The organism is Chloroflexota bacterium (assembly GCA_026710945.1).
GTDB lineage: Bacteria > Chloroflexota > UBA11872 > VXOZ01 > VXOZ01 > VXOZ01.
Map to the genome: position 1 here is coordinate 18,422 of JAPOQA010000041.1, position 24,818 is coordinate 43,239.

22 protein-coding genes are annotated in these 24,818 nt (G+C 58.8%); 20 read left to right on the plus strand and 2 right to left on the minus strand.

Features of this window, described 5'->3' with window-relative positions; all coding sequences use genetic code 11:
- Positions 1-151 precede the first annotated feature (151 nt).
- The 13 genes from OXE05_08405 to OXE05_08465 all read left to right on the plus strand — a co-directional run bounded on the left by OXE05_08405 (position 152) and on the right by OXE05_08465 (position 13,833).
- Positions 152-1,330 carry a hypothetical protein gene (locus tag OXE05_08405; GenBank protein MCY4437335.1) on the plus strand — a complete coding sequence of 393 codons (1,179 nt, stop codon included), beginning with the start codon at positions 152-154 and terminating at the stop codon, positions 1,328-1,330.
- Positions 1,323-2,060, plus strand: coding sequence for an ABC transporter ATP-binding protein (locus tag OXE05_08410; GenBank protein MCY4437336.1), 738 nt, complete (start codon positions 1,323-1,325; stop codon positions 2,058-2,060). The genes OXE05_08405 and OXE05_08410 overlap by 8 nt, the downstream gene beginning before the upstream one ends.
- Positions 2,057-2,725 (plus strand): heme exporter protein CcmB, encoded by a 669-nt coding sequence (locus tag OXE05_08415; protein ID MCY4437337.1) that lies wholly within the window; start codon positions 2,057-2,059, stop codon positions 2,723-2,725. The genes OXE05_08410 and OXE05_08415 overlap by 4 nt, the downstream gene beginning before the upstream one ends.
- A 261-nt stretch (positions 2,726-2,986) precedes the next feature.
- Positions 2,987-3,697, plus strand: a complete 711-nt coding sequence (gene ccsA, locus OXE05_08420) for a cytochrome c biogenesis protein CcsA (protein MCY4437338.1) — start codon at positions 2,987-2,989, stop codon at positions 3,695-3,697.
- Positions 3,698-3,717: 20 nt separating this feature from the next.
- A complete protein-coding gene (locus tag OXE05_08425; GenBank protein ID MCY4437339.1) occupies positions 3,718-3,897 on the plus strand; it encodes a CcmD family protein in 180 nt (59 codons plus the stop codon).
- 151 nt (positions 3,898-4,048) lie between these two features.
- The gene (locus OXE05_08430) at positions 4,049-5,587 is read left to right on the plus strand and encodes a hypothetical protein (GenBank protein ID MCY4437340.1); all 1,539 of its coding nucleotides are present in this window, start codon (positions 4,049-4,051) and stop codon (positions 5,585-5,587) included.
- Between the two features lie 146 nt (positions 5,588-5,733).
- Positions 5,734-6,915, plus strand: a complete 1,182-nt coding sequence (locus tag OXE05_08435) for a KamA family radical SAM protein (protein ID MCY4437341.1) — start codon at positions 5,734-5,736, stop codon at positions 6,913-6,915.
- A gap of 194 nt (positions 6,916-7,109) precedes the next feature.
- Complete coding sequence (locus tag OXE05_08440) at positions 7,110-8,039, plus strand: IS1595 family transposase (GenBank protein MCY4437342.1); 930 nt, start codon at positions 7,110-7,112, stop codon at positions 8,037-8,039.
- A 137-nt stretch (positions 8,040-8,176) separates the two neighbouring features.
- Entirely contained in the window at positions 8,177-8,791 is a 615-nt protein-coding gene (locus tag OXE05_08445) for a DNA methyltransferase (GenBank protein ID MCY4437343.1), read from the plus strand.
- Entirely contained in the window at positions 8,791-9,459 is a 669-nt protein-coding gene (locus tag OXE05_08450; protein MCY4437344.1) for a hypothetical protein, read from the plus strand. Before OXE05_08445 ends, OXE05_08450 begins: the two co-directional genes overlap by 1 nt.
- Before the next feature lie 280 nt (positions 9,460-9,739).
- Complete coding sequence (locus OXE05_08455; protein ID MCY4437345.1) at positions 9,740-10,783, plus strand: Gfo/Idh/MocA family oxidoreductase; 1,044 nt, start codon at positions 9,740-9,742, stop codon at positions 10,781-10,783.
- Positions 10,784-10,885: 102 nt separating this feature from the next.
- Entirely contained in the window at positions 10,886-11,746 is an 861-nt protein-coding gene (locus OXE05_08460) for a PfkB family carbohydrate kinase (GenBank protein ID MCY4437346.1), read from the plus strand.
- Between the two features lie 329 nt (positions 11,747-12,075).
- On the plus strand, positions 12,076-13,833 hold the full coding sequence (locus OXE05_08465) for an NFACT family protein (protein ID MCY4437347.1): 1,758 nt from the start codon (positions 12,076-12,078) through the stop codon (positions 13,831-13,833).
- A gap of 145 nt (positions 13,834-13,978) precedes the next feature.
- Here the strand turns inward: OXE05_08465 and OXE05_08470 are convergent, their stop codons facing one another.
- Positions 13,979-14,836: a DUF4238 domain-containing protein gene (locus OXE05_08470; protein MCY4437348.1), complete on the minus strand. Its 858-nt coding sequence runs from the start codon at positions 14,834-14,836 to the stop codon at positions 13,979-13,981.
- 775 nt (positions 14,837-15,611) lie between these two features.
- Entirely contained in the window at positions 15,612-17,903 is a 2,292-nt protein-coding gene (locus OXE05_08475; GenBank protein ID MCY4437349.1) for a hypothetical protein, read from the minus strand.
- Between the two features lie 903 nt (positions 17,904-18,806).
- On the opposite strand from OXE05_08475, the gene lhgO reads away from it, so the two are divergent.
- From lhgO to OXE05_08510, 7 genes are all read left to right on the plus strand, one after another.
- Positions 18,807-20,027 (plus strand): L-2-hydroxyglutarate oxidase, encoded by a 1,221-nt coding sequence (lhgO, locus tag OXE05_08480; GenBank protein MCY4437350.1) that lies wholly within the window; start codon positions 18,807-18,809, stop codon positions 20,025-20,027.
- A gap of 295 nt (positions 20,028-20,322) precedes the next feature.
- The gene (rpsB, locus tag OXE05_08485) at positions 20,323-21,123 is read left to right on the plus strand and encodes a 30S ribosomal protein S2 (GenBank protein MCY4437351.1); all 801 of its coding nucleotides are present in this window, start codon (positions 20,323-20,325) and stop codon (positions 21,121-21,123) included.
- Positions 21,124-21,176: 53 nt separating this feature from the next.
- A complete protein-coding gene (tsf, locus tag OXE05_08490) occupies positions 21,177-21,683 on the plus strand; it encodes a translation elongation factor Ts (protein MCY4437352.1) in 507 nt (168 codons plus the stop codon).
- Positions 21,684-21,757: 74 nt separating this feature from the next.
- Positions 21,758-22,504, plus strand: a complete 747-nt coding sequence (gene pyrH / locus OXE05_08495) for a UMP kinase (GenBank protein ID MCY4437353.1) — start codon at positions 21,758-21,760, stop codon at positions 22,502-22,504.
- A complete protein-coding gene (gene frr / locus OXE05_08500; protein MCY4437354.1) occupies positions 22,485-23,042 on the plus strand; it encodes a ribosome recycling factor in 558 nt (185 codons plus the stop codon). Before pyrH ends, frr begins: the two co-directional genes overlap by 20 nt.
- A 2-nt stretch (positions 23,043-23,044) precedes the next feature.
- Positions 23,045-23,881 (plus strand): polyprenyl diphosphate synthase, encoded by an 837-nt coding sequence (gene uppS / locus OXE05_08505; protein ID MCY4437355.1) that lies wholly within the window; start codon positions 23,045-23,047, stop codon positions 23,879-23,881.
- Positions 23,862-24,770, plus strand: a complete 909-nt coding sequence (locus OXE05_08510) for a phosphatidate cytidylyltransferase (GenBank protein ID MCY4437356.1) — start codon at positions 23,862-23,864, stop codon at positions 24,768-24,770. The genes uppS and OXE05_08510 overlap by 20 nt, the downstream gene beginning before the upstream one ends.
- The last annotated feature ends 48 nt before the right edge of the window (positions 24,771-24,818 follow it).

Genomic DNA, 24,818 nt, shown 5'->3' on the forward strand with positions numbered 1-24,818 from the left:
CGCACGTAGTCCGTCATTCCCGCGAAAGCGGGAATCCATCCGCTCCGGCACGGCGAGAAACTCAACCGGCGAATGTACGTTCGCCTCCCACTTACGCTTCTTGCCAAGGCGCCTCGCGCGAGCACTGTTCTGCAGCATTCTCCTGGTCTTCTTGCTCCCCTCTACTCTCGCAGCGGCAGACGGCGTCATTTCAGGTACCGTTGTCAACGGCACCGCGGGTGGCAGCGTACCGGCTGACGTAGCAGTGACCCTCTACTTCCTCCGTGAAGGTGAGATTGTAGAACAGCGCACGCAGGTTATCGACGCTGAAGCCGCATACCGATTCTCCGACCTTCCTACCGACCCCACACTAGGCTTTGTCCTGGTGGCTGCTCATGCGCGTGTGCCGTACAACACCCCGGAGTTGCAGTTCGCCGAGAGCACCGAGATTCAAGCGCCGCCGATCATTATCTATGATGTAAGCCAGGATGCGAGCGTGGTGCGAGTCTTGACCGACGTGCTCATCATCGCTCCGATGGAAGAAGGCAGCGGCATGCTTGCCGTCATCGAGGTGGTGAAGCTGGCGAACGAAAGCGACCGCACGTTCCTTGCCACCGGCGTCGCAAGTGGTGGGGCGGTGATGGACAGGGTCCTGCGCTTCGCCCTTCCTCCAGATGCGCAAGACCTCACGATGCTGAGCGGGCTCAATGCGCAGAATATCGTGCAGATCGACCGCGGATTCGGTGTCTTCATGCCGCTGCCGCCGGGCGAACGGGAAGTAGCATTTGGCTACCAGGTGCCCTACTCCGGCAGCACGCTAGACCTCACCAAACGCATGGTGTACCCCACCGAACAGTTTGCCGTCTTTGCGCTTGAAGAGCATGGATTGCGCTTCGAAACGGAACAACTGGAGATCCAGGCCACGCCAATTGGCGACCGCCGTTACCTGGTGGGGTCTACCGATTCGCTGGCGGCGCGGGCAGAAGTAGCGGTGCAAGTTCAAGGCTTACCCGCGCCATCACTGCGAGTGCGGCTTCAGCGCTTAGTTGATCGTGTGGGCGGGTCCCAGGCCGGCATCTTTGGCGTGCTAGGGGTGGTTCTGGTACTGCCCCTGCTCTATGCGGCCTATCGTATGCGCGGCGGCTGGCGGCGCAAAGCGGCACGGACGCCGGTTGCCGCGGCCGCAACTCCCGATACCGGCGAAGCGTTGCTGCTTGAAATCGCCAAACTCGATGATGACTTTGCGGCCGGCGCCATAGTTGAAGACGACTATCGGCGGCGGCGTGCGGATATGAAGCAGCGCTTGATGGACCACTATCAGGAGCGGGGCGAAGAGGGTGGCGATGAGTGATTCGGGACCTGCCGCGGCGGAACCGGCCGTTGAGGCGCGAGGGCTTGCGAAGTATTACGGCCCTCAGGTCGCGCTCGATCAGGTGGACCTGTCTCTCGGCGAAGGCGAACGTCTAGCGGTTCTCGGATCTAACGGCGCCGGCAAGACGACGCTGATTGACTTGTTAGGGACGACGCTGCGGCCGTCGGCGGGCATGCTGCGGGTCATGGGTTTTGATAGCGCCGATGCGCCGAACGAGGTGCGACGACGCGTTGGTGTCGTCGCGCACCGTACCTACCTGTACGAGGAGCTCTCGGCACGTGAAAACTTGCTCTTCTACGGCCGGCTTTACGGGGTGCAAAACCTGGAATCTCGCGTTGAAGGGTTGCTGAAACTCATAGGCATATTCCCCCGGCGCCACGATCAGATTGGCAATCTGTCCCGGGGCATGCAGCAGCGCGTGGCTCTGGCCCGGGCCCTTGTGCATGACCCCGCTGTGCTGCTCCTGGACGAACCCGACACCGGCTTGGACCAAGAGCATCTAGATCTCTTGGCCTCGCTTGTGCAAGGCAACGCCATCCCGCCCCGGACGATAGTTCTGACCACCCACAACGCCGATCGCGCGCTCGCGTTGTGCAATCGCGTCGCAGTGCTCGCCCAGGGACGTTTGGTCTATCAAGCCGCGATAGCCGACCTTGATCGCACAGCCCTGCACGACGCATTCCGGCGCCAGGCGGGAGCAGCGCAGTGAGTCTCGCCCTGCGGCAAGTCCTGGCTGTTGTCCGGAAAGACCTTCTGGTTGAAGCGCGGGCGCGTGACCTGTTGCTCGTGATGCTCACATTTGCCGTGCTGTCGCTTGTAATCTTTAATCTTGCCCTGGATCTCTGGGGGCCGGTGGTGGCGCAAGTTGGCCCCGGCTTGCTGTGGCTGACGATCACGTTTGCCGCAATGCTGGGCATGGGGCGAACCTTCGTGCGCGAGTACGAGCGGGGCACCCTTACCGGCCTGCTCCTTGCGCCGATAGACCGGGGCACACTCTTCATCGGAAAACTCCTGGCAAATCTCATTTTCCTTTTCATAATGGAAGCGGTCACGCTGCCCATGTTTGCCCTGCTCTTCAACCTGCCGGTGCTTCAGCCGTCCGTGATTTTCATTACCGCATTGGGCACGCTGGGTTTCGCTATCCTCGGTACAATGTTCTCCGCCATGGCGGCGCACAGCCGGGCGCGCGAAGCGCTGCTGCCGCTTCTGCTTCTGCCCACCACCGTGCCCGTGCTCATCGGCGCGGTGAAAGCGACCAGCGATGCCATGAGCGGCGCCGAGGGCGGTCCACCGTGGATCGGTCTGCTCATTGCTTTCAACGTGATATTCTTGACTCTCTCGTACTTGTTGTTTGAACACGCCATAGAGGGATGACTTCGGCCTCATGGTTCGAGAGAAAATGACAATACAATGGAAAACTGGGTGCCGAAGCCTATTTAGCTTGCTTTACAAAGATTCTCACCCATTAATGTATGCTCGAGAGACAAAGCAAACGGTGTCAGTTAGCCGTTGAATTCGCATTGCGCCGCGTTCGTGACAGAATCAGCGGACCATTCAAGGAACTGCGCTCCTTGACGCGGGTGAAGAGTCGTAGTAGTCCTCAGATCATGCATCGCAACGTTACTGGAGGAAAGGATGCCGATGTTGCTGGGCAGGAATGAAGGTGGCGTGAGGAGATGGATCGACGACATTCTCGGCATTGCTACATTGGTCGGTATGGTGGTGGCGCTTTGGCTCATCCTCATCTACACCCCCGTTGAGCTCGTGCAAGGCGCGTCGCAGAAAGTCTTCTACATTCACCTGGCGTCGATCTGGAATGCCTATCTGAGCTTCTTTTTCGTCTTTGTGGCGAGCATTCTGTATCTCCGGCGGGCAAGCCCGGCCACAGACAGATTTGCTCGTGCGTGGGCGGAGGTTGGCGTAATCTTCATCTCGATCACGCTGATCAGCGGAGCGATTTGGGGTAAGCCGATTTGGGGAACGTACTGGAGTTGGGACCCGCGTCTTACCACCACGCTCTTGCTCTGGATCATCTACGTGGTCTACCTCATGCTGAGGGGGTTCGTGGGCGATCCCGAACGCGGCCGGCGCTATGCGGCAATCGTTGGCATAGTTGGCTTCATAGACGTGCCCATCGTGCACATGTCGGTACGTTGGTGGCGCACGTTGCATCCGGATCCCATCGTGGCCAGAGCAGAGGGGCCGGACTTGCCCATGAGCATGTGGTACACGGTCCTTTACTGCATTGTGGTGTTCACCGTCTTGGCTATTTTCTTAGTGCGCCAGCGTTTGCAGATCGACGAACTACGGGAAACCCTTACTCACCTGCGCATGTCCGCGAGATGAAAGGAAAAGGAATCATCTGAATGGACACGATACAGAACTTCGAATATCTCTTTGCTGCCTACGCCATCCTTTGGGTGGTCGTCTTTGGCTATTTCTTCTATATCACCCGCCAGCTTGGCGATTTGCGGCGCGAGGTCAACGCGCTTCGCGAGCAACACACAAGCCGCGATTCCGGCTTGGATGAGGCTTCAGATACATAGCAGACGTGCCTGCAAAGCGGTGCAGAGACTCCTTTCGCGGCGGGTGTGGAAGTGCCAGAGCAAGACGTTGCTTTGTTGGCACTCTAATTTGTGCATGTTATCCTATAAATAATGAAGTAATGGCAGAAACCAGGAATTCGAGCGAGTAGAAATGACGGAAGACGCGCCGTGTACTTCTGCAGATTCAGGAAGCCGAACAGCAGAAGCAGATAGTCCCGGGAGCCAAGAGCCTAATTCACTAGGAAGCGACCAAGCTCTGGATACACTCACAGAAACCGACGCCCGCGAACGCAGTCTGGCCCTCAATGACAGCGTTCCTGCCAGCGGCTTGTTTGGTGAGGCCGACCGTCCCCTGGTAGAGGGGTCGCGCGCGTCATGGCGTATCTCACCGGAACCGTTCCTCATTTCCCAAGACAGCCTCGAGGGATTGCAGCAATTGGGAAACCAATTGCTCGCCTTCTATAGCGCAGCGAACGGGCTCTACCGCCGCAGCGTGCGCGGTACCATTCCTGCGTTCTTCCATGAATACCTTGACATCGGCAAGAGCGAGACCGTAATCGACTACGGGCGCATGAATCGCTTCCGCCGCGATCTGCCCGGTGTGATTCGGCCGGACCTTCTGCTCACAACCGACGGCGTGAAGGCTGCCGAACTTGACTCCATCCCCGGTGGCATCGGCCTCACCGGCAGCATGCAGCAGCATTACAGCGGCCTGGGCTTCGACATGATCGGCGGCCCAAACGGTATGGTGGAGGGTTTTGCCGCCATGATCCGCAGCCGCGCGGCTAAGGATGACCCGCAGCTTGCTATCGCCGTCTCCGATGAATCCAACGACTACCGTCCCGAAATGCAGTGGGTCTCCGATCAGTTGTGCGCACTTGGCATGGCTAGCGCATGCGCCAAGCCGGAAGAGATTGAATTGCACGGCGACGGACTCATGGTTCACGACCGGCCGGTAGACACGCTTTACCGCTTCTTTGAACTCTTCGACCTCAAGAATATCCCGAACTACGACATTCTCCTTTACGCCGTGCGCAAGCAACTCGTGACCATGACGCCGCCGGCGAAGGCGTATCTTGAGGAAAAGCTGCTCTTCGCGCTGTTCCATCATCCCGTACTGGCTGAATTCTGGAAGCAGGAGCTGGGGGCAAAGACCGTTGCCGCTTTGAAACGAGTAATACCTGAGACCTGGATACTGGATCCGCGGCCCTTGCCGCCGCAAGCGGTCGTGCCGGGACTGGAGATCGCCAAGCGTCCGGTGACGAACTGGGACCAACTTAAGGGCTTGGGCCAAGCAGACCGTCGGCTCGTAATTAAGCCTTCCGGCTTTTCAGCCACCGCCTGGGGCAGCCGCGGCGTCACCATCGGCCACGACCAACCGGAATCGGAGTGGGATAATGCCGTGCAGACAGCCCTCGACGCATTCACAACAACCCCCCACGTATTGCAGAAGTTCCATCACGGTAAGCGTTACGGCACCCGCCACTACGACTTTGCGCAGGACACAGTCCGCAAAATGCACGGACGGGTGCGCTTGAGCCCGTATTACTTTGTTGTGAATAATGAGGCGCAACTAGCGGGTATCCTGGTAACCATCGTACCGGCAGACAAGAAGCTCATTCACGGTATGGTTGACGCCGTGATGGTGCCTGCCGCCGTAAGCGACAACGGGGTAGAACTAGAGCTATGATGCGCCGGGAGCGTCGGTTTGCGCAGGACATGCGCGCAACCGGCCTGGGGATTTGATACGCCGGGTAGCGTAGAGCCGGTGCCGGCGCAGGCCGGTATTTGCAGCCTGCGCGTAATTTATGGGGATTTGGAGAAAAGGGAGCCGCAATGGCATTACCGCAAACTCAAGTGAAACGAGAGAAAGAAGAGTGGCAAGAGCTGCTCGCGGCGGGGATCAACCGGCCCGAGAAACTCATCACCGAATTGGGCGAGCGCCTCGGCTTGGATGATGAGACTGCGGCCAGCCTCCACCAGAATTTCCCGGTGCGCATCAATCCCTACTATCTCGGCCTGATCGAAGAGGTAAACGATCCCATCTGGCGTCAGGCGATCCCCGACGAGATGGAGCTCGACCACAGCGATACGATGACTACCATGGACCCGCTGGCGGAGGACATGGATTCGCCGGTGCCCTATCTGACGCACCGCTATCCCGACCGCGTGCTCATGGTGGTGCAGTTGCAGTGCGCCATGTATTGCCGCTTCTGCACCCGGCGCCGCGAAGTCGGTAGCCGCAATGCCGTCAAGAAGGAAGACTGGGACCGGCAGATCGAGTACATCGCCACGCACCCGGAAGTGCGCGACGTCATCATCTCCGGCGGCGACCCCTTCATGCTGCTCGACCATCAGATCGACTACATTCTCAAGGGCCTGCGGGCGATCCCGCACATGGAGATCATCCGCCTTGATTCGCGGATGCCCGTAACCCTGCCCCAGCGCGTGACGGAGAACCTCTGCCAGATCGTCCAGCGGTACCATCCGGTCTACCTGAATACGCACTTCAACCACCCTCGCGAGATCACGCCTGAGTCCTCCCGCGCGTGTGAGCTCATGAACGATCACGGCGTTCCCGTGGGCAACCAGAGCGTGCTGCTGCGGGGTGTGAATGACGATCCTGAAACCATGAAGACCCTGGTCCAAGAACTGCTGAAAATACGCGTTAAGCCCTACTATCTCTACCAGGCCGACCTGGTCACCGGCACCAGCCACTTCCGCACCGCTGTGGAAAAGGGCCTCGAGATTATCAAGGCAATCCAGGGCCACACCAGCGGCATGGCCGTGCCCCACTATGTGATCGACGCGCCGCAAGGCGGCGGCAAGATTCCGGTGACGCCCGACTTCATCCAGGAAATCACGGAAAACGAGATCGTGCTCAAGAACTACGAGGGCAAGGTCTACCGCTATCCCATAGACTCCGAAGTGCCGAACGCGCGGGAAGCAACTAAACCCCAGGCCCACGGTAACGGCAAGAGCAATGGCAGCTCCACCGCCCCTTCAAACGGAGTGTAGCCGCGGTTGCACCTGGAAGCGCGAGCGCTGCACGGGAAACCCCCTGTCATTCCGAATGGAGCGTAGCGGAGTGAAGAATTTTAAACGCTAGACCTATTGAATGGGACTTATATACTATAGTTACCAAAACACCCTAAAATCGCTTGACCGCTTGCTTGCCAATACGATATAATAGTTACCATAGAGAGTGGGAAGTGGCAGAAAGCAAGGACATGGACAAGCATAACGACTGGAGCCTGTTTCAATTCTTCGCACGGTTCCCCAATGATGAAACGGCACGCGAGCACATGGAGCGAATGCGCTGGCCCACTGGCCCGATTTGCCCGGACTGTGGCAGTGTTCGCTGGACGCACGCTAAGGGTCATAAGACCATGCCGTACCGTTGCAAAGACTGCCGTAATTTCTTCTCGGTCAAGAAAGGCACAGTCTTTCAATCAGCCAATTTAGGCTACCAGAAGTGTCTATTGGCAATTCACCTGCTGACTACTTCCAAGAAGGGTATCCCTTCCACTCTCTTCGCGGAGCGTCTTGATACCACACAGACAACCGCATGGCGACTGGCGCACAAGATACGCGCCACGATGCAGCAAGGCAGCGATCCGCTCTCTGGTGACATTGAAGCTGATGAAACCTACTTGGGGGGCAAAGAGAAGAACAAGCACGCTTCCAAGCGCACGCATCAAGGCCGCGGCCCAGTTGGCAAGCAAGCAGTTTTGGGTGTCCGTGAGCGTGATGGTGCAGTTCGCGCCGCGCCGGTTGAAGTAGTCAATGCCGTTTCCGTACAGCACAACTTGATTGAAAACGTCTCTGCTGGCAGTGTGGTAAACACTGATGAAGCAAGAGTCTACCAGGGAATACCCTACGAGCATCGGACAGTCTCCCATAGCGCGGGGCAATACGTAAATGACATGGCGCATACCAACGGGATTGAATCGTTCTGGGCTTTGGTGAAGCGCGGGTATATCGGCACCCATCACTGGTGGAGCATCAAGCACACCCAACGCTACGTTGATGAATTTGCCACGCGGTTCAATATGCGCAAGCTGGACTCGGAACGCAAGTTGAATCTTTGTCTTGCCGGAGCTGAGGGCATACGGCTTACCTGTAAGGAGCTAACCGCATGAGCAAGCAAGCAGCAGTCATTCAACCCATCGAGGGCACGCCAGACGGGGTGCTGGCCAATGTGTTTTCGCATGAGCGACACATTGAAGCACCTGACATAGACCTACCAGAAACGCATGTGCTCAATGAACGTTTACAGATGGACGCTTTGACATTCTTGGGGGGGGTTCCAGATTCCAGCATTCCTGCTGCATTCCTAGACCCACAATATCGCGGCGTGCTGGACAAAATGAAATACGGCAACGAGGGCAAAACCCGTGGCAAGGCTAGGGTGATGCTTCCCCAAATGAAAGAAGGGGATATCACGGCAATTGTGGGCGAAATTTCCAGAGTGCTTATACCGTCCGGCCACCTCTTTCTGTGGATGGATAAGTTTCACCTGTGCGAAGGATTTCACGACTGGCGACTCGGCACTTCCCTACAGTGCGTTGATCTTGTTGTATGGAACAAAGAACGTTTGGCGATGGGATATCGGACGCGGCGCACGGCGGAGTATCTAGTAATTCTGCAAAAGACGCCACGCCGCGCAAAGGGTGTTTGGACGGTCCATAACATACCTGACGTTTGGTCTGAGAGTATCCCGCGCAACGAGAACACCACGCATCGCAAGCCGGTTGACCTTCAAGGCGAACTCATAACTGCGGTAACTAATGCGTCTGATATCGTGCTTGATCCAGCAGCCGGATCATTCTCCGTTATGGACGCTGCCTTGCGCCGGGGCAGAAACTTCTTGGGCGCGGACATACGCGGCTGATGGTGCGCATTAGAGACAGCGAGGGCCGCAGCGAAGGATCTGGCTACGCCCGCATATTTGGCGACCCACAACTGGGCAAGTTGATTAGCCGTGTCCACGCAACCTCAATCCGTGCTGGCACCGAATTAGAGAAGATGGTGCTGGCGCGGGTTACACTCATTCCTGACTTGGACGAGTTCCTCTCCCACGAAGTTATGGCTGATGGCGTTCACGTGGCTCCAAAGCGCATGGTGAAGGACTGCGAGACACTAAATTACGCGGGGGCGGAGCCTGACCTGCTCGTATTCAAGCGTCGTGAAGGAAAGCAATTGTGCCACGTGATTGAACTCAAAGACGGAGATGCTTTCGACACCAAGAAGTCGTCCGCAGAACGTCAATCACTGCATGGCTTCATCCAGCGCAATGCTTCACAACTGCCATATTTCGTGTACCCGCACTTTTGCTGCTTCAATCAAGATGATCGGCGCATCATATACGATGGCTTCAAGCGCAAAGTACCTATGTCGGAGTGCATGACAGGGCGGGAGTTCTGTGAGTTGCTAGAGATTGACTACGATGAAATCCGGCAAGAACGCGAGGCAGACCAAGCTGCAAACTTAGATGAATTCCTAGAGGATTTAGTCTCCATCCCCGCAGTCAAACAGCGGCTTGGTAACTATAGTATATAAGTCCCTATTGAATAGTCTGCGGCATGGACTCTAGATTTCTCGCTGCGCTCGAAATGACGGTCGGGGCTGCGCTCGAAATGACTGGTGAGACGCAGAATTCGGATGGGCTAGCCGTGTTGAGGACGGATTCGCGACGTACGAGACGTTAAGGACGGGATTACGGCGCACGAGACTGTGAGCACACCCAGGCATTATTCGTTGCTTGGCGACCAGGCAATGAAGTACGCACACCCTCATTTCTGTCATCGCTAGCCAGAACCACGCAAGAGAAACTCCTCTCATGAATGCCCCGCTTCGTATTGCCGCCGTTGGCTTGGAACACGACGAGATCTATCGTGTGCTCGACCGGCTGCGCGGACATGATTCTGCCGAGCTGGTTGCCATTGCCGAGCGCAGCGGTCGCCTGCGTATGGCCGCTGAAGGCAGGTACCGTGTGCCGGTCTTTCCACGACTCACCCCGCTCATGGCGAAAGTCACAGTAGATGCCGTCGTCGTGGCCACGCCCAATGGCGACAAGGCGGCAGTCATCGTAGAAGCATTGCGCGCCGGTACGCATGTCATCGCCCATGCGCCGCTTGCGGTTACGACCGAGCAATACCATGTCGTGGCAGAGGCGCAGCGGACTGCCGACGCCGGTTTGGTCTTGCTGCTGCCGTTGCGCTTTGCGCCGGCCTACGGAGACCTGCGGGCGGCGCTCACGCAGGGGGTGCTCGGCGACATTAGCCAAACGGTGATCATCAACTCACAGCAGGTCACGGCCACACCCCGCACCCAGGCCTTCTTTGCAACGAAGGCGCACGGGGGCATTCTGACGAACCTCGCCGTTCACGACCTGGACGCGCTGCGGTGGTTCGGCGGAGACATAGCCGTGGAGTATGCCGCAACGCAGCGCATCGGCATAACCGAGTACCCCGACTTTGAGGACGCCGGCCTCGTGCGCTGCCGACTGGCGGGCGGCGGCGAAGGCGTGGTGGTGTGCAACTGGCTCGCGCCGGAGGCAGCCGCGCCTTTCCACGAACATACCGTCATCGGCACGGAAGGCACGGCATGGATTAGCGGTGGGAAGCTCCAGATTTGGGGTGGAGCGCCTGCGGAGACCCCACGCGACGGCACGGGCGACACGGCCTATGGTGCACTCGGACGCGCCCTGTCGCCGGACGTTGCCGGACACGCTGATGACGAGGTTGTCTCCGCTATGCTCGACGCCGCGCTCATAGCGCTTGGCGATGCCCACTTGAGAGCGGCGGTCACCGCGGATGCGCTGCGCACGACCCGCGCTGCGTTGGAGGCCCAAGCCATGGCGTGGCAGCATAGCTCTCCGTGAAGCGCCTATCCATTTTCGGATACGACGCAAGCGCGTGTCACCGCGCCAGAGGGGCGCGCAGCGAGTTGTAGCCCTGCCGCCAGTGCGAGAGAGGCGCGTGACGTGAACGAATCCGACCAGACGACGCCGATGTTTCTCACAATCGGCCACGCCTCGCGGGATCTCGTGCCCGGCGGCTGGCGCTGGGGCGGCACGGTGACCTACGCCGCACTGCTAGCGCGCACCTGGGGAATTTCTACGGCTGTGCTCACTGCTCTGGCACCGGCAGACGTTGGCCCGTATCAGACACTTCTCGGCAGTGACGCAATGCTGTACGCGCTCCCATCCCAGAGCACGACCTCTATGGAGAACGTGTATTCCGCCACGGGGCGCAGTCAGCAGCTCGCCGCCAAAGCCGCAAAGATTCACCCCCGCCACATACCCGCAGCTTGGCGCTCCACTCCCACTGTGCTCGTCGCGCCGCTCGTCGGCGAGGTATCCACACAGTTTGGCAGCTACTTTCCTCAAGATTCACTGGTAGCGATGACAATTCAAGGCCGCCTGCGCTCGCACCGCAAAGGCCGCATGTACACGCGCCGTTGGCACCGCGCCGAGCAGGAATTCTCGGCCTACGACATCATATTCTTCTCCGAGGAAGACGTGCGCGGCAATGCCGAACTTGCCGCATACTACGCCTCGCTGGTTCCATTGGCGGTCATGACCCAGGGCAACTCCGGCGCAACCGTCTTTGCGCATAGCCGGGCGCTGCAATACACTGCCTTTCCGGCCCAGCCGGTGGACGTGACCGGCGCGGGCGATGTGTTTACTGCCGCATTTCTCTTCACCTATGCGGCAACCCGCGATCCGGCCGCCGCTTGCCGCTACGCCAACGCCGCTGCCGCGTGCAGCATTGAACATGTCGGCACGAGTGGAATTCCCACGCGCCGCCAGGTAGAAGCGCGGCTGCGGACCGTAATCCGGTAGGCAGTTTGGCTGCGCCGACTATTACGTCCCTGCTTCGCAGGGAGTTACCCTCCTGCCGGACCCCAAAACTTCCTCTCCCTAAGGGAGGACTTTTGCATAACCCCACTTTCAAGTAGGGGCACTCCCTCTCCTGGGGGAGAGGGCCGGGGTGAGGGGAATCTTAGATTTGCTGTGCTAGCGCATACGTGTTGACATGCGGTATTAGTCCCTTGAGTGCTGCTCATTCGCCCGAAGTGTGCGCAGGTTGCAAACCTGCGCTACCGGAAATCACAGTAGAATAGAATGGTATGGGTAGACTCTTCCATGTAGGCCATTGAAGGACTCACCGCTTGAACATCGACGTTGCCACACTCACCGCTCTGCGGCGTGAATTTACCGAGAAGATCGTCGGCGGGCGGATACAGCGCGTGCTGCATCCGGATAATCTTGCCGTAGCCCTTGAGATATACGCGTTCGGTGAGACGTGGTGGCTCATCATCAATGCCGCGCCGCAGGCGCCGAGACTCTATCTCACCCACGAGCGGCCGGCGCGCATGGATGACAACGTCACCCCGCTGCTGCTCCTACTGCGCAAGTACGTGCGTAACGGACGCCTCATCGCCGTGGAGCAACCGCCGTGGGAGCGCGTGTTGCAGTTTACGGTGCACGCGCGGGTGGATGAGGACATCGTAGAGACCACGTTGATTGCCGAGATCATGGGACGTACGAGCAACCTGGTACTGGTAGACGCCGACGGCGTGGTTCTCGACAGCATGAAGCGGGTGGATGCCTCGATCAATCGTTACCGGCAGGTAAAGCCGAAGCTGCTCTACGTCCCGCCGCCGCCGCTCAGCCGCCCCGATCCCTTTACCGCAGAGGCTTCGTTGCTGGAAGCCGCCGCTCAGGCCGAGCCGAAACAGCCTGCCTGGCGTGTGCTCATGGGGCAGACGAGCGGCTGCGGACCGCTCATTGCCCGCGAAGCGGTATATCGCGCTGCCGGCGAGGCCGTGGCGCCGGCGGCAGACGTTGTGTGGCAGGAAGTCTTGGATGCGGCACAGGGCATCTTCACACAGGTAGACAGCGGCGAACTTGCGCCAAGTCTGGCGCGCCAAGAAGACGGCGCGCTCGCCGCCTATGCTCCCTACGCTCTTACCATGTTCCCGCAATGCGAGACGCTCGACTTGATGAGTGGAGCAATTGAGCAGTTCTACCGGGAGCAGGGCAATGCGCCGCAACGACAGACGCGCGACCTGGGTCAGAAGCCCCTGCAAATTGCCCTCAAGGAACGCATGGACCAGCTCCGGCAGCGGCGCCGCGCCCTGGAACGTCAAGAAGCCGAGGCCACTGATGCCGAGGAGTGGCGGCGCAAAGGTGATTTGGTGCTGGCGTACGGCTACAGCGTCGCGCCGGGCAGCAGCGAGATCGAGGTGGACGACGAAACTATTCGCATCGACCCACAGGAATCAGTAGCCGCGAATGCCGACACATACTTTGCTGCCTACAAGCGCAAGAAACGGGCGCAGGAAGAGGTGCCGGGGCTGCTGCGTCGGGTCAAGAATGAATACGCCTACTGCGAGCAGATGGAAGCTCTGCTGGAAGCCGCGGAGACGCCAACCGACGTCCGTGCGGTGCGCGACGAATTGCGCGAGCAGGGCATCATGGGCGGCGGCCAAGAACGAAAGACCAAGAAACTTCAAAGCAAGAAGCGCGGGAAGGGCAAGCGCGGCAGGCAGGTGGACGCGGGTGCGCAGCCGGTCTCGTTCTGGCTCGACGGCGTGCAAGTGCTCGTGGGCCGCAGCGGCGCGCAGAACGACGCCGCCCTGCGTCTGGCCGACGCCAACGACCTGTGGCTGCACGCGCGCAACGTGCCGGGCGCCCATACACTGCTGCGCTCCGGCGGCCGCGACGTGCCGGAAGTCATCATCGAGCAAGCCGCCCAAATCGCCGCCTACTACAGCAAGCTGCGCGAGTCCACCAGCGCGGAGGTGGACGTCACCCGCCGTCGCTATGTGCGCCGCATCCCTCGTTCTCCCCCCGGCCTCGTCACGTATCGCAACGAGTACACCATTCGCGTGAAGCCCGAGCCTATTCCCCAGCCGGAACGGTAGGCAACTCAACCCAGCAAAGTCCAACGCGGCGGACGCATTTAACGTCACTCCCGCCTCTTCCGTTCGCCCTGAGCTTGTCGAAGGGCGAACATGGAGACGGGAAGACTAACTATCGTGCGCGGTCACCGTTCTTCCTTCGACAAGCTCATGTCGAACGGTCTAGGTTGCTGTAATTCAGCTTCAATGACTTGATTTGTTCCCGTGAGCGGCCCGCAATTTCCTTGCTCTGCTCGAATACTCTCTCGTTAAGCCTCTGGATGAATTCGTCAGTTGCGTAGTACAATTCATCTGGCCGACCATGTCGAAAAACAACGGCTACATCGTGAGCGAGGGGCGTCCAAATCTCCACCTCTGGATGATCTAGGTCGAGGTGGGGAAGAGCTTTCACAATTGGATTGCTCCCGATAACGAACCCAGACTGCTCTTTCTCAACAATGACAACACAAAGGCTCATCCTCCTGAGAGTTGGGAGGATTCTGGTTTCCATCAGTTCATTCGTTTCCGGGATAGCACGGGGCCATGCCTCCTGCTTAAGGAACTCTTCCATTTCATAAAAGTCAATTGCTTCGCCATCTGCGATACCTTTTATTTCTCTGTACCATTGCTGATTCTGCTCTGACCTCAGTTGGCTAGACGCGCTGCTGTCACGCAAAGCTGGTAGCCTTTTCCACAATGTAAAGAAGAATTCTACCCAGACACTGTTTTCGTCTGGAGTTAGATAAGACAGTTCAGCTTTGCGCGCATTACAGACAATCTTTTCGACTATTGGGCTAGCCTTGTTTTCAATCGCTCTAAGAAAATCCTCCTCTGTAGAATAGTCCCTCTCTCCATCTAGCTTGTGAAACGAGTATAAGTGCCTGAAAGTAAAGAGTGTCTTAGGATTCCGCCTCGTTACGCATCTATCCCGCGAATCCCTGTCAAAACAGTACAGATTGCCCCTCTCATCCACAAAGTGCTTGAGCAACATCCTTGGGATGTAATGATGGCGCTTTGGGTTATTCACGAGTTCTGCCCTCCACTCAAAGAATGCTAGGGAAAGCCGTCGTGTACAGTACCGCTATCTCTGCCTTCAAGAGACTGCCATTGTCCAAGTAGGCCCCTATCATGTGCGTTCTTTGCTATAATCCAAGCTCCCATCAGGCTTCATCGCAAGCCTGACCACCAGTGATCATTTGCCAGTCATAGAAGTCGAAGGACTTGCTCCAGGAGTACAGTTCCCTATCCGTAAGCTTTGGTTTGACTTTGCAGTAGATGTCTCTGCGGAACTTTGTACCCGCAGCCTCTAGGTTCGCATAGCGCTCGGCGAAATCAGTACCGATTGTGTATCCGAGCTCCTGGTACTTTCTGCACAAGAGACCAACGGATCTCCAAATTGCAGAGAAGGAGTTCACGCGTCGCCTCACTGCATTGGAATTTGGCGATACGTCCCAGCGCTCTGCGTAGTGAGTAGCTAGCAGCCACTCAATGTCGCCTGAACTTGGGCACTTTGGCTGAGTTTCCCGTTGAATTGGAGTGACTTGATCCGGCGGCTTTATGCCAAGCCCCGCATACACCTCATCTGGTAGTAGGAGCAGGCCACTTTGGACAAGAATGAGAGTTACTACACAAAGAAGCATAAATGGAACTACTGCAGGCAGTAGAATCCTACGCATAGAGTTTTTCCGTCCCTAAGACTAATGAGTTCAATTTGCCAAAACTGTAGTAAGCATTGTTCGCTCCCCAGATCACCTATGATCTAGGCTAGTACAGAGCAGCCATACAGCAGATTACAGTCTTGGCTAGGAATGACTACCACACCTGCGCGGTGACCAATTCAGATGCCGGTCCAGAAACGGGAACGTGCCGTTGCCTTCAATCATGTGGCCGCCGTCGAAGTAGTAGATTTCGGCGCGGTCGGGAATTTTCAGGTCGGCGTAGCGGCGTTGCACCCTCGCGTATTCGTAGGCGCACCATTCGTCCGAGGCCACGGCGTCGCGGTGGCCGCGCTCGACCATGAAGGGGCGCGGCGCCATGAGATAAGCCATCTCGGCGTAGTTGAAGGTCTGGCCCAGGTCGAACTCCTGCATTTCCCACTCGTGGTTGAACATGTAGCCTGAGAAGTAGTCGGTGCTTGCGCACTTGCGCGCCCACTCGTTGAAGTCGCCGGCGCAAATCGAAAGCGCGTACTGGGTCAGCACCGTGGGAATGCGCATGGCCGCCTTGCCGCCGTAGGACAAGCCGTAGAAGCCAATGCGGTCGGGATCGACGAACGGCAGTGTGGAGAGCCAGCGGAGTTGCTGTTCGTGCTGCGCGATGGCAAAGGTGAACAGCGTCCAGCCCAGCGGATTCGCCTTGCGCTGGAGCGTGCGGAATTCGTGGTAGCCGATGTAGGGATTCTGGGGAGCGTAGGTTATGTAACCGCGCTCGGCCAGCCGGGCGGCAAAGGCATGGTATGGGCCCTCTTCTTCCTTAATAACGTCTTCGGGACGTCCTTCCAATCCGTGCTGGCAGACAACCACCGGCCGCTGCTCTCCCGGCGCAATGCCCTTGGGCACCAGCAAGATGCCGTGGGTGAAGATGTCGGGGAGCACATCCAGCGTTACTTCATAGCCATCCCAGGCGTCGCTTTCGCCGTAGGGACGGCTGCGCGCGTTGAACGGCAGGCTGGGGTCGGGGCAGCGGCCGATAAGGTCTTTCCAGAAACGTTTTCTATACGTGGCGGCGGACTTTTCCCAGGCTTCCAGTGAGGAGGTATCCGCCTCCGACCAGAAATCTTCCCGCGTGCGCCACGCCACTTCCAAACGCTGCTGCACGTGGTTCACGATCTGGTTGAATTGCCGCTGCATGCGGGCGGATGGGTCGAATTGGGTGCGGGCATCACGGGGTGACGTCGCAGTTGTCGCGCCGCGCGTTTCCAAACCCAAGCCTTGCAGCAGCGCCGTGAGCGCGGCATCCGAGCCCGGTCCCGGGCCTGTAGCAGAGGTTTCCGCGAGCACGAGACGGTCCGCGGCGTCGTGCGCGGCGTAAGCCGATTGCGCGCGGGCTACTTCCGCCCGCACTTCCTCTAGCGGCGCGGGTTCGATCTTGCCGGGCGCGCCGACCCGCCCCCGCACACGTTCTAGATCCGTAATGGGCGGCAAGCCGCTGAGGGTAGGCGCGGGAGTCGCCTCGACGATCAAAGTACGCGGGGCGACCATGCTCGCGAGTTCGGCGTCGCTGAAGCCCCGCAGCAGTCGCCAGACGTTGCGATAAAGGGGCTCTTGCCACAATTGCGTGCGGTTGCGGAAGTGCCCGCTCACGCCGACTGCCGCGATCCGTTCATCCAGCGCCCCGCTATAGAGCGCCAGCAGGCCGCCCTCGCCATAGCCGAACATCGCCACCGGCACATTTTCCGGCGCGTCTTGGGCTGAGAAGTAGCCTACGAGCGCCAGGAGCTTTTGCACCTCATAGCCGATGACGTGCCGACCCATCTCGCAGGCCATGCGATAGATGTATTCGCGGTGGGGCTGGTCGGTCATGCGAATCGCCGGATTGCCCGACCACGTGTGCGCACGGTCGATGAGCAGGGGCACTACGACCTGACACCCCAGTTCCACCAAACGCCGCGCGAACTGCTGCTCCGGCTTCAAGCCGGGCGCCAGCCCGGCCAGCATCTCCGGCGAACAATCGGCATCGGGCACCGCAATTACGTGGGCGATGGGTGGCTGCTTGGGCCGCAGGAGCAGGCCTTCGCCTTCCACACCGTCCAGCACCGGCCAGCGAATGGCGTGAATGTCGTATGTCCGAGTGGCGGCGACACGGAAGGGGTCTGTGGTCGAGCAGACGAATTCCAGCGCCGAAACCGAAGTGCGGTCGTCAATGACGCCGATGATGCGCGCGAATGCCGTCCGCTTTTCTGCTACATTTCTTTCCAGTGTTGCGGCTGAATTCGCTTGCGACTGCAGCGCTGTCTCCGCTTCTCCGTCAGCGGCAGCGAGTTCACGGTCCAAGTAACGATGAATACCGGCAATCATCTGTGCGGCGATGTCCCCCTCGAGGGAGAGGTCAGTTGTCCCCGGCAAGTGGGTTGACTCGTTATCAAGCTGGCCCATGATAGTGGCAATCCTTTACTACCTCTACGCGTTCACCTGCACAGTAGCGCGGCAGTGGGCTTTGGCGCAACCGCAATGAAGTCTGGCAACGCCCTTTTCGGTGAACTCTGCGAGATATTGATGAGCGGACAGGATTTGGTTGAATAGGTGAAGACTTCACCCTCACCCCGGCCCTCTCCCCCGGGAGACCTTTGCGTAAGTCTAGAGAAAGCGAGGCAGTCCCCGCTCCCTCTGGGGACCTTTGCGCAACTCAAGCGGTAGCGAAATAGTTCCCTCTCCCTCGACGGGAGAGGGCTAGGGTGAGGGTGGATCTCCTGAAATCTCTCCAAATACACACCGATTCTGCCCTGATACGTCTTGACACTGCCCGGCGTAAAGGACCGTTGTAGCAAAAAGACCCCTCACCCCAACCCTCTCCCCCCAGCAGAGGGAGTGCCCCTGCCTGAAGGTGGGGTTATGCAAAGGGCTCCCCGGGGAGAGGGTGTCTCGGGCGCCGGATCGATGAGCCGATTCAAATCTCAACAAGGGCTTAGCGCAGCACTAAGCGCGAACGGGACGTACAATTACCGTTCGCCCACCGTATCAAGCTCGGAGCAGGCTTTGCACTACGCCGGTCGGGAGGCAGGAAGGCTCCCTCTCCCCGGGAAGCTGTCTCACAAATGCATCGTTCAGTGTAGACTTGCCCTTCGACAAGCTCAGGGCGAACGTAACAGGCAAAAATCCGTTCGTGCTGAGCTTGGCGAAGCACGATGTGGCTTTTCGTGTCGACTGATGAGACAGCCTCCCGGGGAGAGGGTTGGGGTGAGGGGAGATTGCCATTTTCCGGCCCACTTCCATTTGCGTGGCACAGTATAATCTGTTGCAGCGATTAGCAGAATTCAAAGAGGGAAGTCCGGAACAGGCATGAGCGGAGATTCGCCACTAGACATTGCCATCGTCGGCGGGGGCATCGTGGGTCTTTCTACGGCATTCACGTTGGCCCAGCGTTACCGCGGTCTGGGCATCGCCGTCTTTGAAAAAGAAGCCGACATTGCCCAGCATCAGACCGGTCACAACAGCGGTGTCATCCACTCCGGCATTTACTACCGGCCGGGCTCGCTGCGCGCGCGCATGGCGGTGAAGGCATCCCAGCGCATGATGGACTTTTGCGCAGAGCATGGCATTCCCTATGACCGGTGTGGCAAGGTGATTGTAGCTACTGCCGGGTCACAGGTTCCCGCCTTGGAAGAGTTGCTGCGCCGCGGTGAAGCCAACGGCGTGCCGGGAGTGCGCATGATCGGGCCCGAGGAACTGAAGGCACTTGAGCCCTACGCCACAGGCATCCGCGCGCTTCACGTGCCAAGCGCCGGCATCGTAAACTACAGCCTTGTCGCAGGGATGTACCGGAAACTCCTTGAAAGGGCCGGCGGCCAGGTGCGAACGGGTGCGGAGGTGTCCGCCATTGTCGCAGAGCCAAACGCGCTGCGGCTGGAGACGACCCTGGGTGACGTGCGAAGCAAGCACGTGATCACGTGCGGCGGGCTGTATGCGGACCGCGTCAGCATAGCTGCCGGCTTGAAACCGCAGGTAAAAGTCGCGGCCTTTCGTGGCGAGTACTCCGAACTCGTGCCAGAGAAGCGGTACCTCGTGCGCAATCTTATCTATCCCGTATCCAATCCCGCTTTCCCGTTTCTCGGCGTCCACTTTACGCGGCGCATCAGTGGGGCAATCGAGGTAGGGCCGAACGCCGTGCTCGCCTTCAAGCGGCAGGGATATCGGTGGCGTGACGTGAGCGTCGGCGATACGCTGGATATCTTGGGCTATGCGGGTTTCTGGCGCATGGCGGCGCGATACTGGCGCACCGGACTGGGTGAAGTGTACCGCTCATTGTATAAAAAGGCGATGGTGAAAGAGTTGCAGAAGCTCGTGCCGGACGTCACCGGCGGGGATTTAGTGCGAGCGGGGGCGGGCGTACGGGCCCAAGCGTTGGACCGGCAAGGGAACCTGGTGGATGATTTCCACATCGTGCAGGAATCACGCATGATCCACGTGCTCAATGCGCCTTCGCCTGCGGCGACTGCCTCGCTGAGCATTGGTTCAGCCGTAGCGGACATGGCGGGTCAGTGGCTTGACCCCAAATCATGAGCAGCCCACACGGAGAGAAGCTTAAGCTCGCATTGGCGGCGCATGTGGATGTTATCTAGCGTCCGCGCAGACAGAATTCACGTGGCGAGCGAGCGTCGCTGCGGAGTGAAAGACAAAGAAAACGAACACGCACAACGTATAGGTGCGTTGCCGCGCACGCGCCTGAAACGGTATACTGGTTTAGATAACCAATGAGCCAACACGAGGAATGTGCGTGTCAGGCTTTAGAAGGAAGTAAAGTAGCGGTTAATTTGACCGCCACAAGGTGCAGGAGTGCAGAAGGGGTCGCGAACGAATGGCCGTAGCGAGTCTTAGGGATCTGTTTGACGCCGGCGTGCACTTTGGGCATCCCACCAATCGGTGGAATCCCAAGATGAAGCCGTACATTTACATGGCGCGAAGCAAGATCCACATCATCGATCTTGAAAAGAGCGCAAGCGGACTTCAGGAAGCCTGCGATTTCGCCAGCGAACTGGCGTTGCATAACCGCGAAGTCTTGTTTGTGGGAACAAAAAAGCAGGCACAGGACATAGTGGAACAAGAGGCCTCTCGTGTAGGGATGCCGTTTGTGAATCAGCGATGGCTTGGCGGCATGCTGACGAATTATTCCACGATCAGCCGGCGCTTAGCGAGAATGAAGGAAATGGAAGCCGAGCAGGCGAACAACGCCTGGCAGAGTTTCTCTAAGAAAGAGGTTGGCCGCCTCCAGGACCGCCTGGCAAAGCTCCAGCGTTTCTTCAACGGTATTCGCGACATGCACCGCTTACCTTCTGCTCTCTACGTGGTAGACACTGTGCGCGAGCACATTGCCGTCGCAGAGGCGCAAAAGCTTGGCATCCCCGTCATTGCGTTGCTTGACACCAATTGTGACCCCGATCAGGTGGACTTTTCGATTCCGGGCAATGACGATGCCATCAAGTCGATTCGTCTCATTACGCAACTCATAGCAGACGCAATCAACCGGGGGCAAGAGCTGCGCGCGGCCCAATCGGCTGAGGCAGAAGCCGAGAAGGCCATGGAGGCAGTAGCTGCCGATCCTACGGCAGAAGAGGATATTGAATCCGGAGAAGTGGCTGCCGAAGAGGATGCGGGCTAAGCTGCCGTCTTGTGGAATGACGCTACTACGCAGAGGGAGTTAGATTTCAAGAAATGGCAACAGTGACGATCACGGATATCAAGTCGCTGCGCGAGGAAACCGGCGCGGGCATAATGGACTGCAAGCGAGCTCTGGAGGAAGCGAACGGGGACCATCAAGCGGCGAAAAAGCTTCTGGATGCGCAAGGATTGGCAAAAGCGGAGAAACGCGCCGGCAAAGAGGCTTCGCAGGGCTTAGTGCACTCGTATATCCACGGCAACGGACGGGTTGGCGTCCTCGTGGAGGTAAACTGCGAAACGGACTTTGTGGCGCGCACGGAAGAGTTTCAGAACCTCGTACACGAGATTGCCTTGCACATTGCCGGCATGAGCCCGGAGTTTGTCAGCGAGGAAGAATTGCCCGAGGGATATGATGGCAATTCCGAAGAGACCGTGCTGCTGGCGCAGCCATTCGTACGCGACCCGTCGCTCACTGTTGCAGATCTCGTCAAGCAGACTATTGCAAAGACCGGCGAGAATGTTGTCATTCGGCGCTTCTGCCGCTACGAACGCGGCATCTAGAGAGCACGCGAGCGACGCGTGCTCTTTTAGTATGTTGCGCTGGCGATCCGGCGCTGCACGATCAGAGAGGTCCCATGGCAATGCTACGCTATAGGCGTGTGCTGCTTAAGATTGGCGGCGAGGCGCTTATGGGGAAGGGCAAGGGCGAGTATGGCATAGATCTTGCTATCGCGCGCAACATCGCCAAGCAGATCGCTTCCGCCCGCCGCTTAGGAGTACAGATAGGGGTCGTTATCGGCGGCGGCAACATCTGGCGGGGCGAGTTGGCAGCCGACCAGGGCATGGATCGTGCCACTGCCGATTATATGGGCATGTTGGCCACAGTTATCAATGCCTTGGCCCTGCAGGATGCGCTCTCGCGGGAAGGCCTGGACGCCCGCGTGCAGACGGCAATTGAAATGCGAGAAGTAGCCGAACCGTATATTCGCGCGCGCGCCATCGACCATCTGGAGCAGGACCGGGTTGTCGTCTTCAGCGCCGGTACGGGCAACCCCTTCTTCACGACCGATACGGCCGGTGCCCTGCGCGCCATGGAGATAAACGCAGAAATTCTCATAAAGGCCACGAAGGTTGACGGTGCATATGAGAGCGACCCAATTGAGAATCCGCAGGCCAGGAAGTTTGACTACCTAACGTACCTCGACGCCCTCAACATGGGCCTAAAGGTGATGGATAGTACCGCAATCTCGCTCTGCATGGAAAACAGCCTTCCCATAGCGGTCTTCAAGCTGGAACACTCCGGCGCCTTGGAGCGGTTGCTGCAAGGGGAACCGGTGGGGACCCTGATAGGAGATAGGGACGATGCTGGAGCCGATTCTTGAGGAAACGGAAATCGCTATGGGCCTCGCGACAGAGGCATTGCAGCGTGATGTCGCCCGCATTCGCACGGGAAGAGCCTCCACGGCTCTTGTGGAAGAGATCGCAGTGGAGTACTACGGTACGGAGCTGCCTCTCAATCAAGTAGCCACAATCATCGTGCCGGAGCCGCGGCTCATCGTCATTCAGCCCTGGGACAAGCAGTCGATTCCTGCCATTGAGCGGGCGATTCTAAAGTCGGAACTCGGTATCACTCCTTCGAACGACGGCACGGTCATCCGCATTGCCCTACCCCAGCCCACGGCGGAACGCCGCCAAGAGCTTGCGAAGATGGTCCGGCAGCGGGCAGAAGAGGCCCGTGTTGCCATTCGCAATAGCCGGCGTTCCGCGCAGGACGAGCTGCGCAAGCAGCAGAAGAATAGCAGCGTCTCCGAGGATGACATCCGCCGCGCCCAGGGCGACCTGCAAAAGCTCACCGATACAGAGATCGAGCGCGTCGACAAAGTTCTTGCCGATAAAGAGCAGGAGATTCTGACCATCTAGCGATGGAGCCTACGTCACCAAAAGCCCTTAAGCCTGCACCTGAAGAGGCGGAGTCGTTTCCTCCTCTCACGGTTATACCCGTCCACGTCGGCATCGTGATGGACGGTAATGGGCGCTGGGCAGCACAGCGCGGTCTCGCGCGTTTGGAAGGGCATCGCGCCGGAGCGCGCTGTGTCCGTGAAGTTGCTGAGGCGGCGGTGGATTTCGGGGTCAGAGTCCTCACGCTCTATGCTTTTTCAACAGAAAACTGGTCGCGCCCCGAGGACGAAGTCAGCGGGCTCATGACGCTGCTGGAGGAGACGATCGAGCGCGAACAAGGCGCGATTGTCGAGAACCAGATACAGGTCCGCTCCATCGGGCGGCGGGATGTCGTGCCCTCAACCTTGCAGGTGGCAATCGACCAGCTTGAGAATGCAACGCGCGACAACAACCGCCTTACGATAAATTTTGCCTTCAATTATGGTGGACGCAGCGAAATCGTAGATGCTGTGCGTGAGATCGTTGCAGCAGGCGTGCCTGCATCGCACATCTCGGAAGAGACGATTGGCCAGCACCTGTATACGCGCAATCTGCCCGATCCCGATCTCGTGATTCGCACGGCGGGCGAAATGCGGCTTTCCAACTTCCTGCTTTGGCAAGCTGCCTACGCCGAATACTACGCCGCGCAGGTCTACTGGCCGGACTTTGGGCGCAAAGAGTTCTACGCCGCGCTCGCAAATTACAGCCATCGAGAGCGCAAGTTCGGCGGCCTGGCGAATAGCGACGGCCTTGCTGGACGTGACGACCTCACTGGCAGCGGCCGTCTTGCCAACAGCCGGAATGGCAAAGCGAAACGGTAGGCGCGGCCAGGCGGGCCGCGATACGACACGTACGCGCTGGCAGGAGCTTGCGGCGCGTGCGCTCTCTGCAATCGTCTATGCCCCTCTTCTGCTCGCGTTAGCCTACTTCGGCAATCCCTGGCTGCTCATCGGCATGCTGGCTCTTGGCGGCCTTGCCCTTTGGGAGTACGTCTATCTCGTACGCACGATGGGGCTTGCCATGCAGCGCGTCACGGCCGGTGCGCTGGCCCTCGGTTTCTTCCTGTGGCCTTACAGCCTAATCTGGGCGGGATACGCCGAGCTCGTTATTCTACCGCCGCTCTTCTTCACGTTAATTGTGCTCTGCTCGCTATGGGCATTGCTGCTTCCCCGGGCTCAGGGTCATACACAGGTCTTTACGGGCTGGGCCATGGCGGTCGCCGGAGCGATGTACATTGGCTGGCTGCTCGGCCACACCGTGGCGCTCCGCGACTACATCTACGTACGAGGCGAGCTGTGGCTCATCTTTGCCCTGGTCGTTACGTGGGCTTATGACACGGGGGCGTATCTTGTAGGCCGAGGCATTGGCAAACGCAGAATCTTCCAGCACTTGAGCGCCGGTAAGACGCTGGAGGGTACGCTTGGCGGAGCGTTCGTCGCCGTGATGGTCGCAGCGCTCTATGCCCAATTCACCCCATTCCCACTTAGCCCCATTTTGGCGGGCCTCATTGGTCTCGGCGCCGCGGTGGTGGCGCAACTCGGTGACCTGGTGGAATCTCTGCTCAAGCGCGGGGCGGAAGTGAAAGAATCCGGCACACTCATCCCCGGCCACGGCGGCGTCCTGGACCGCATCGACAGCCTGCTCTTTACCGGCCCCTACATGTTCTACGCGGCCCTGATATGGGCCAGCCTGCAACTCGGGGCGCAGTAGACGCATCGGCCTGCGGGCCGTACGTCCACTGGACTACTTGATTCCTCC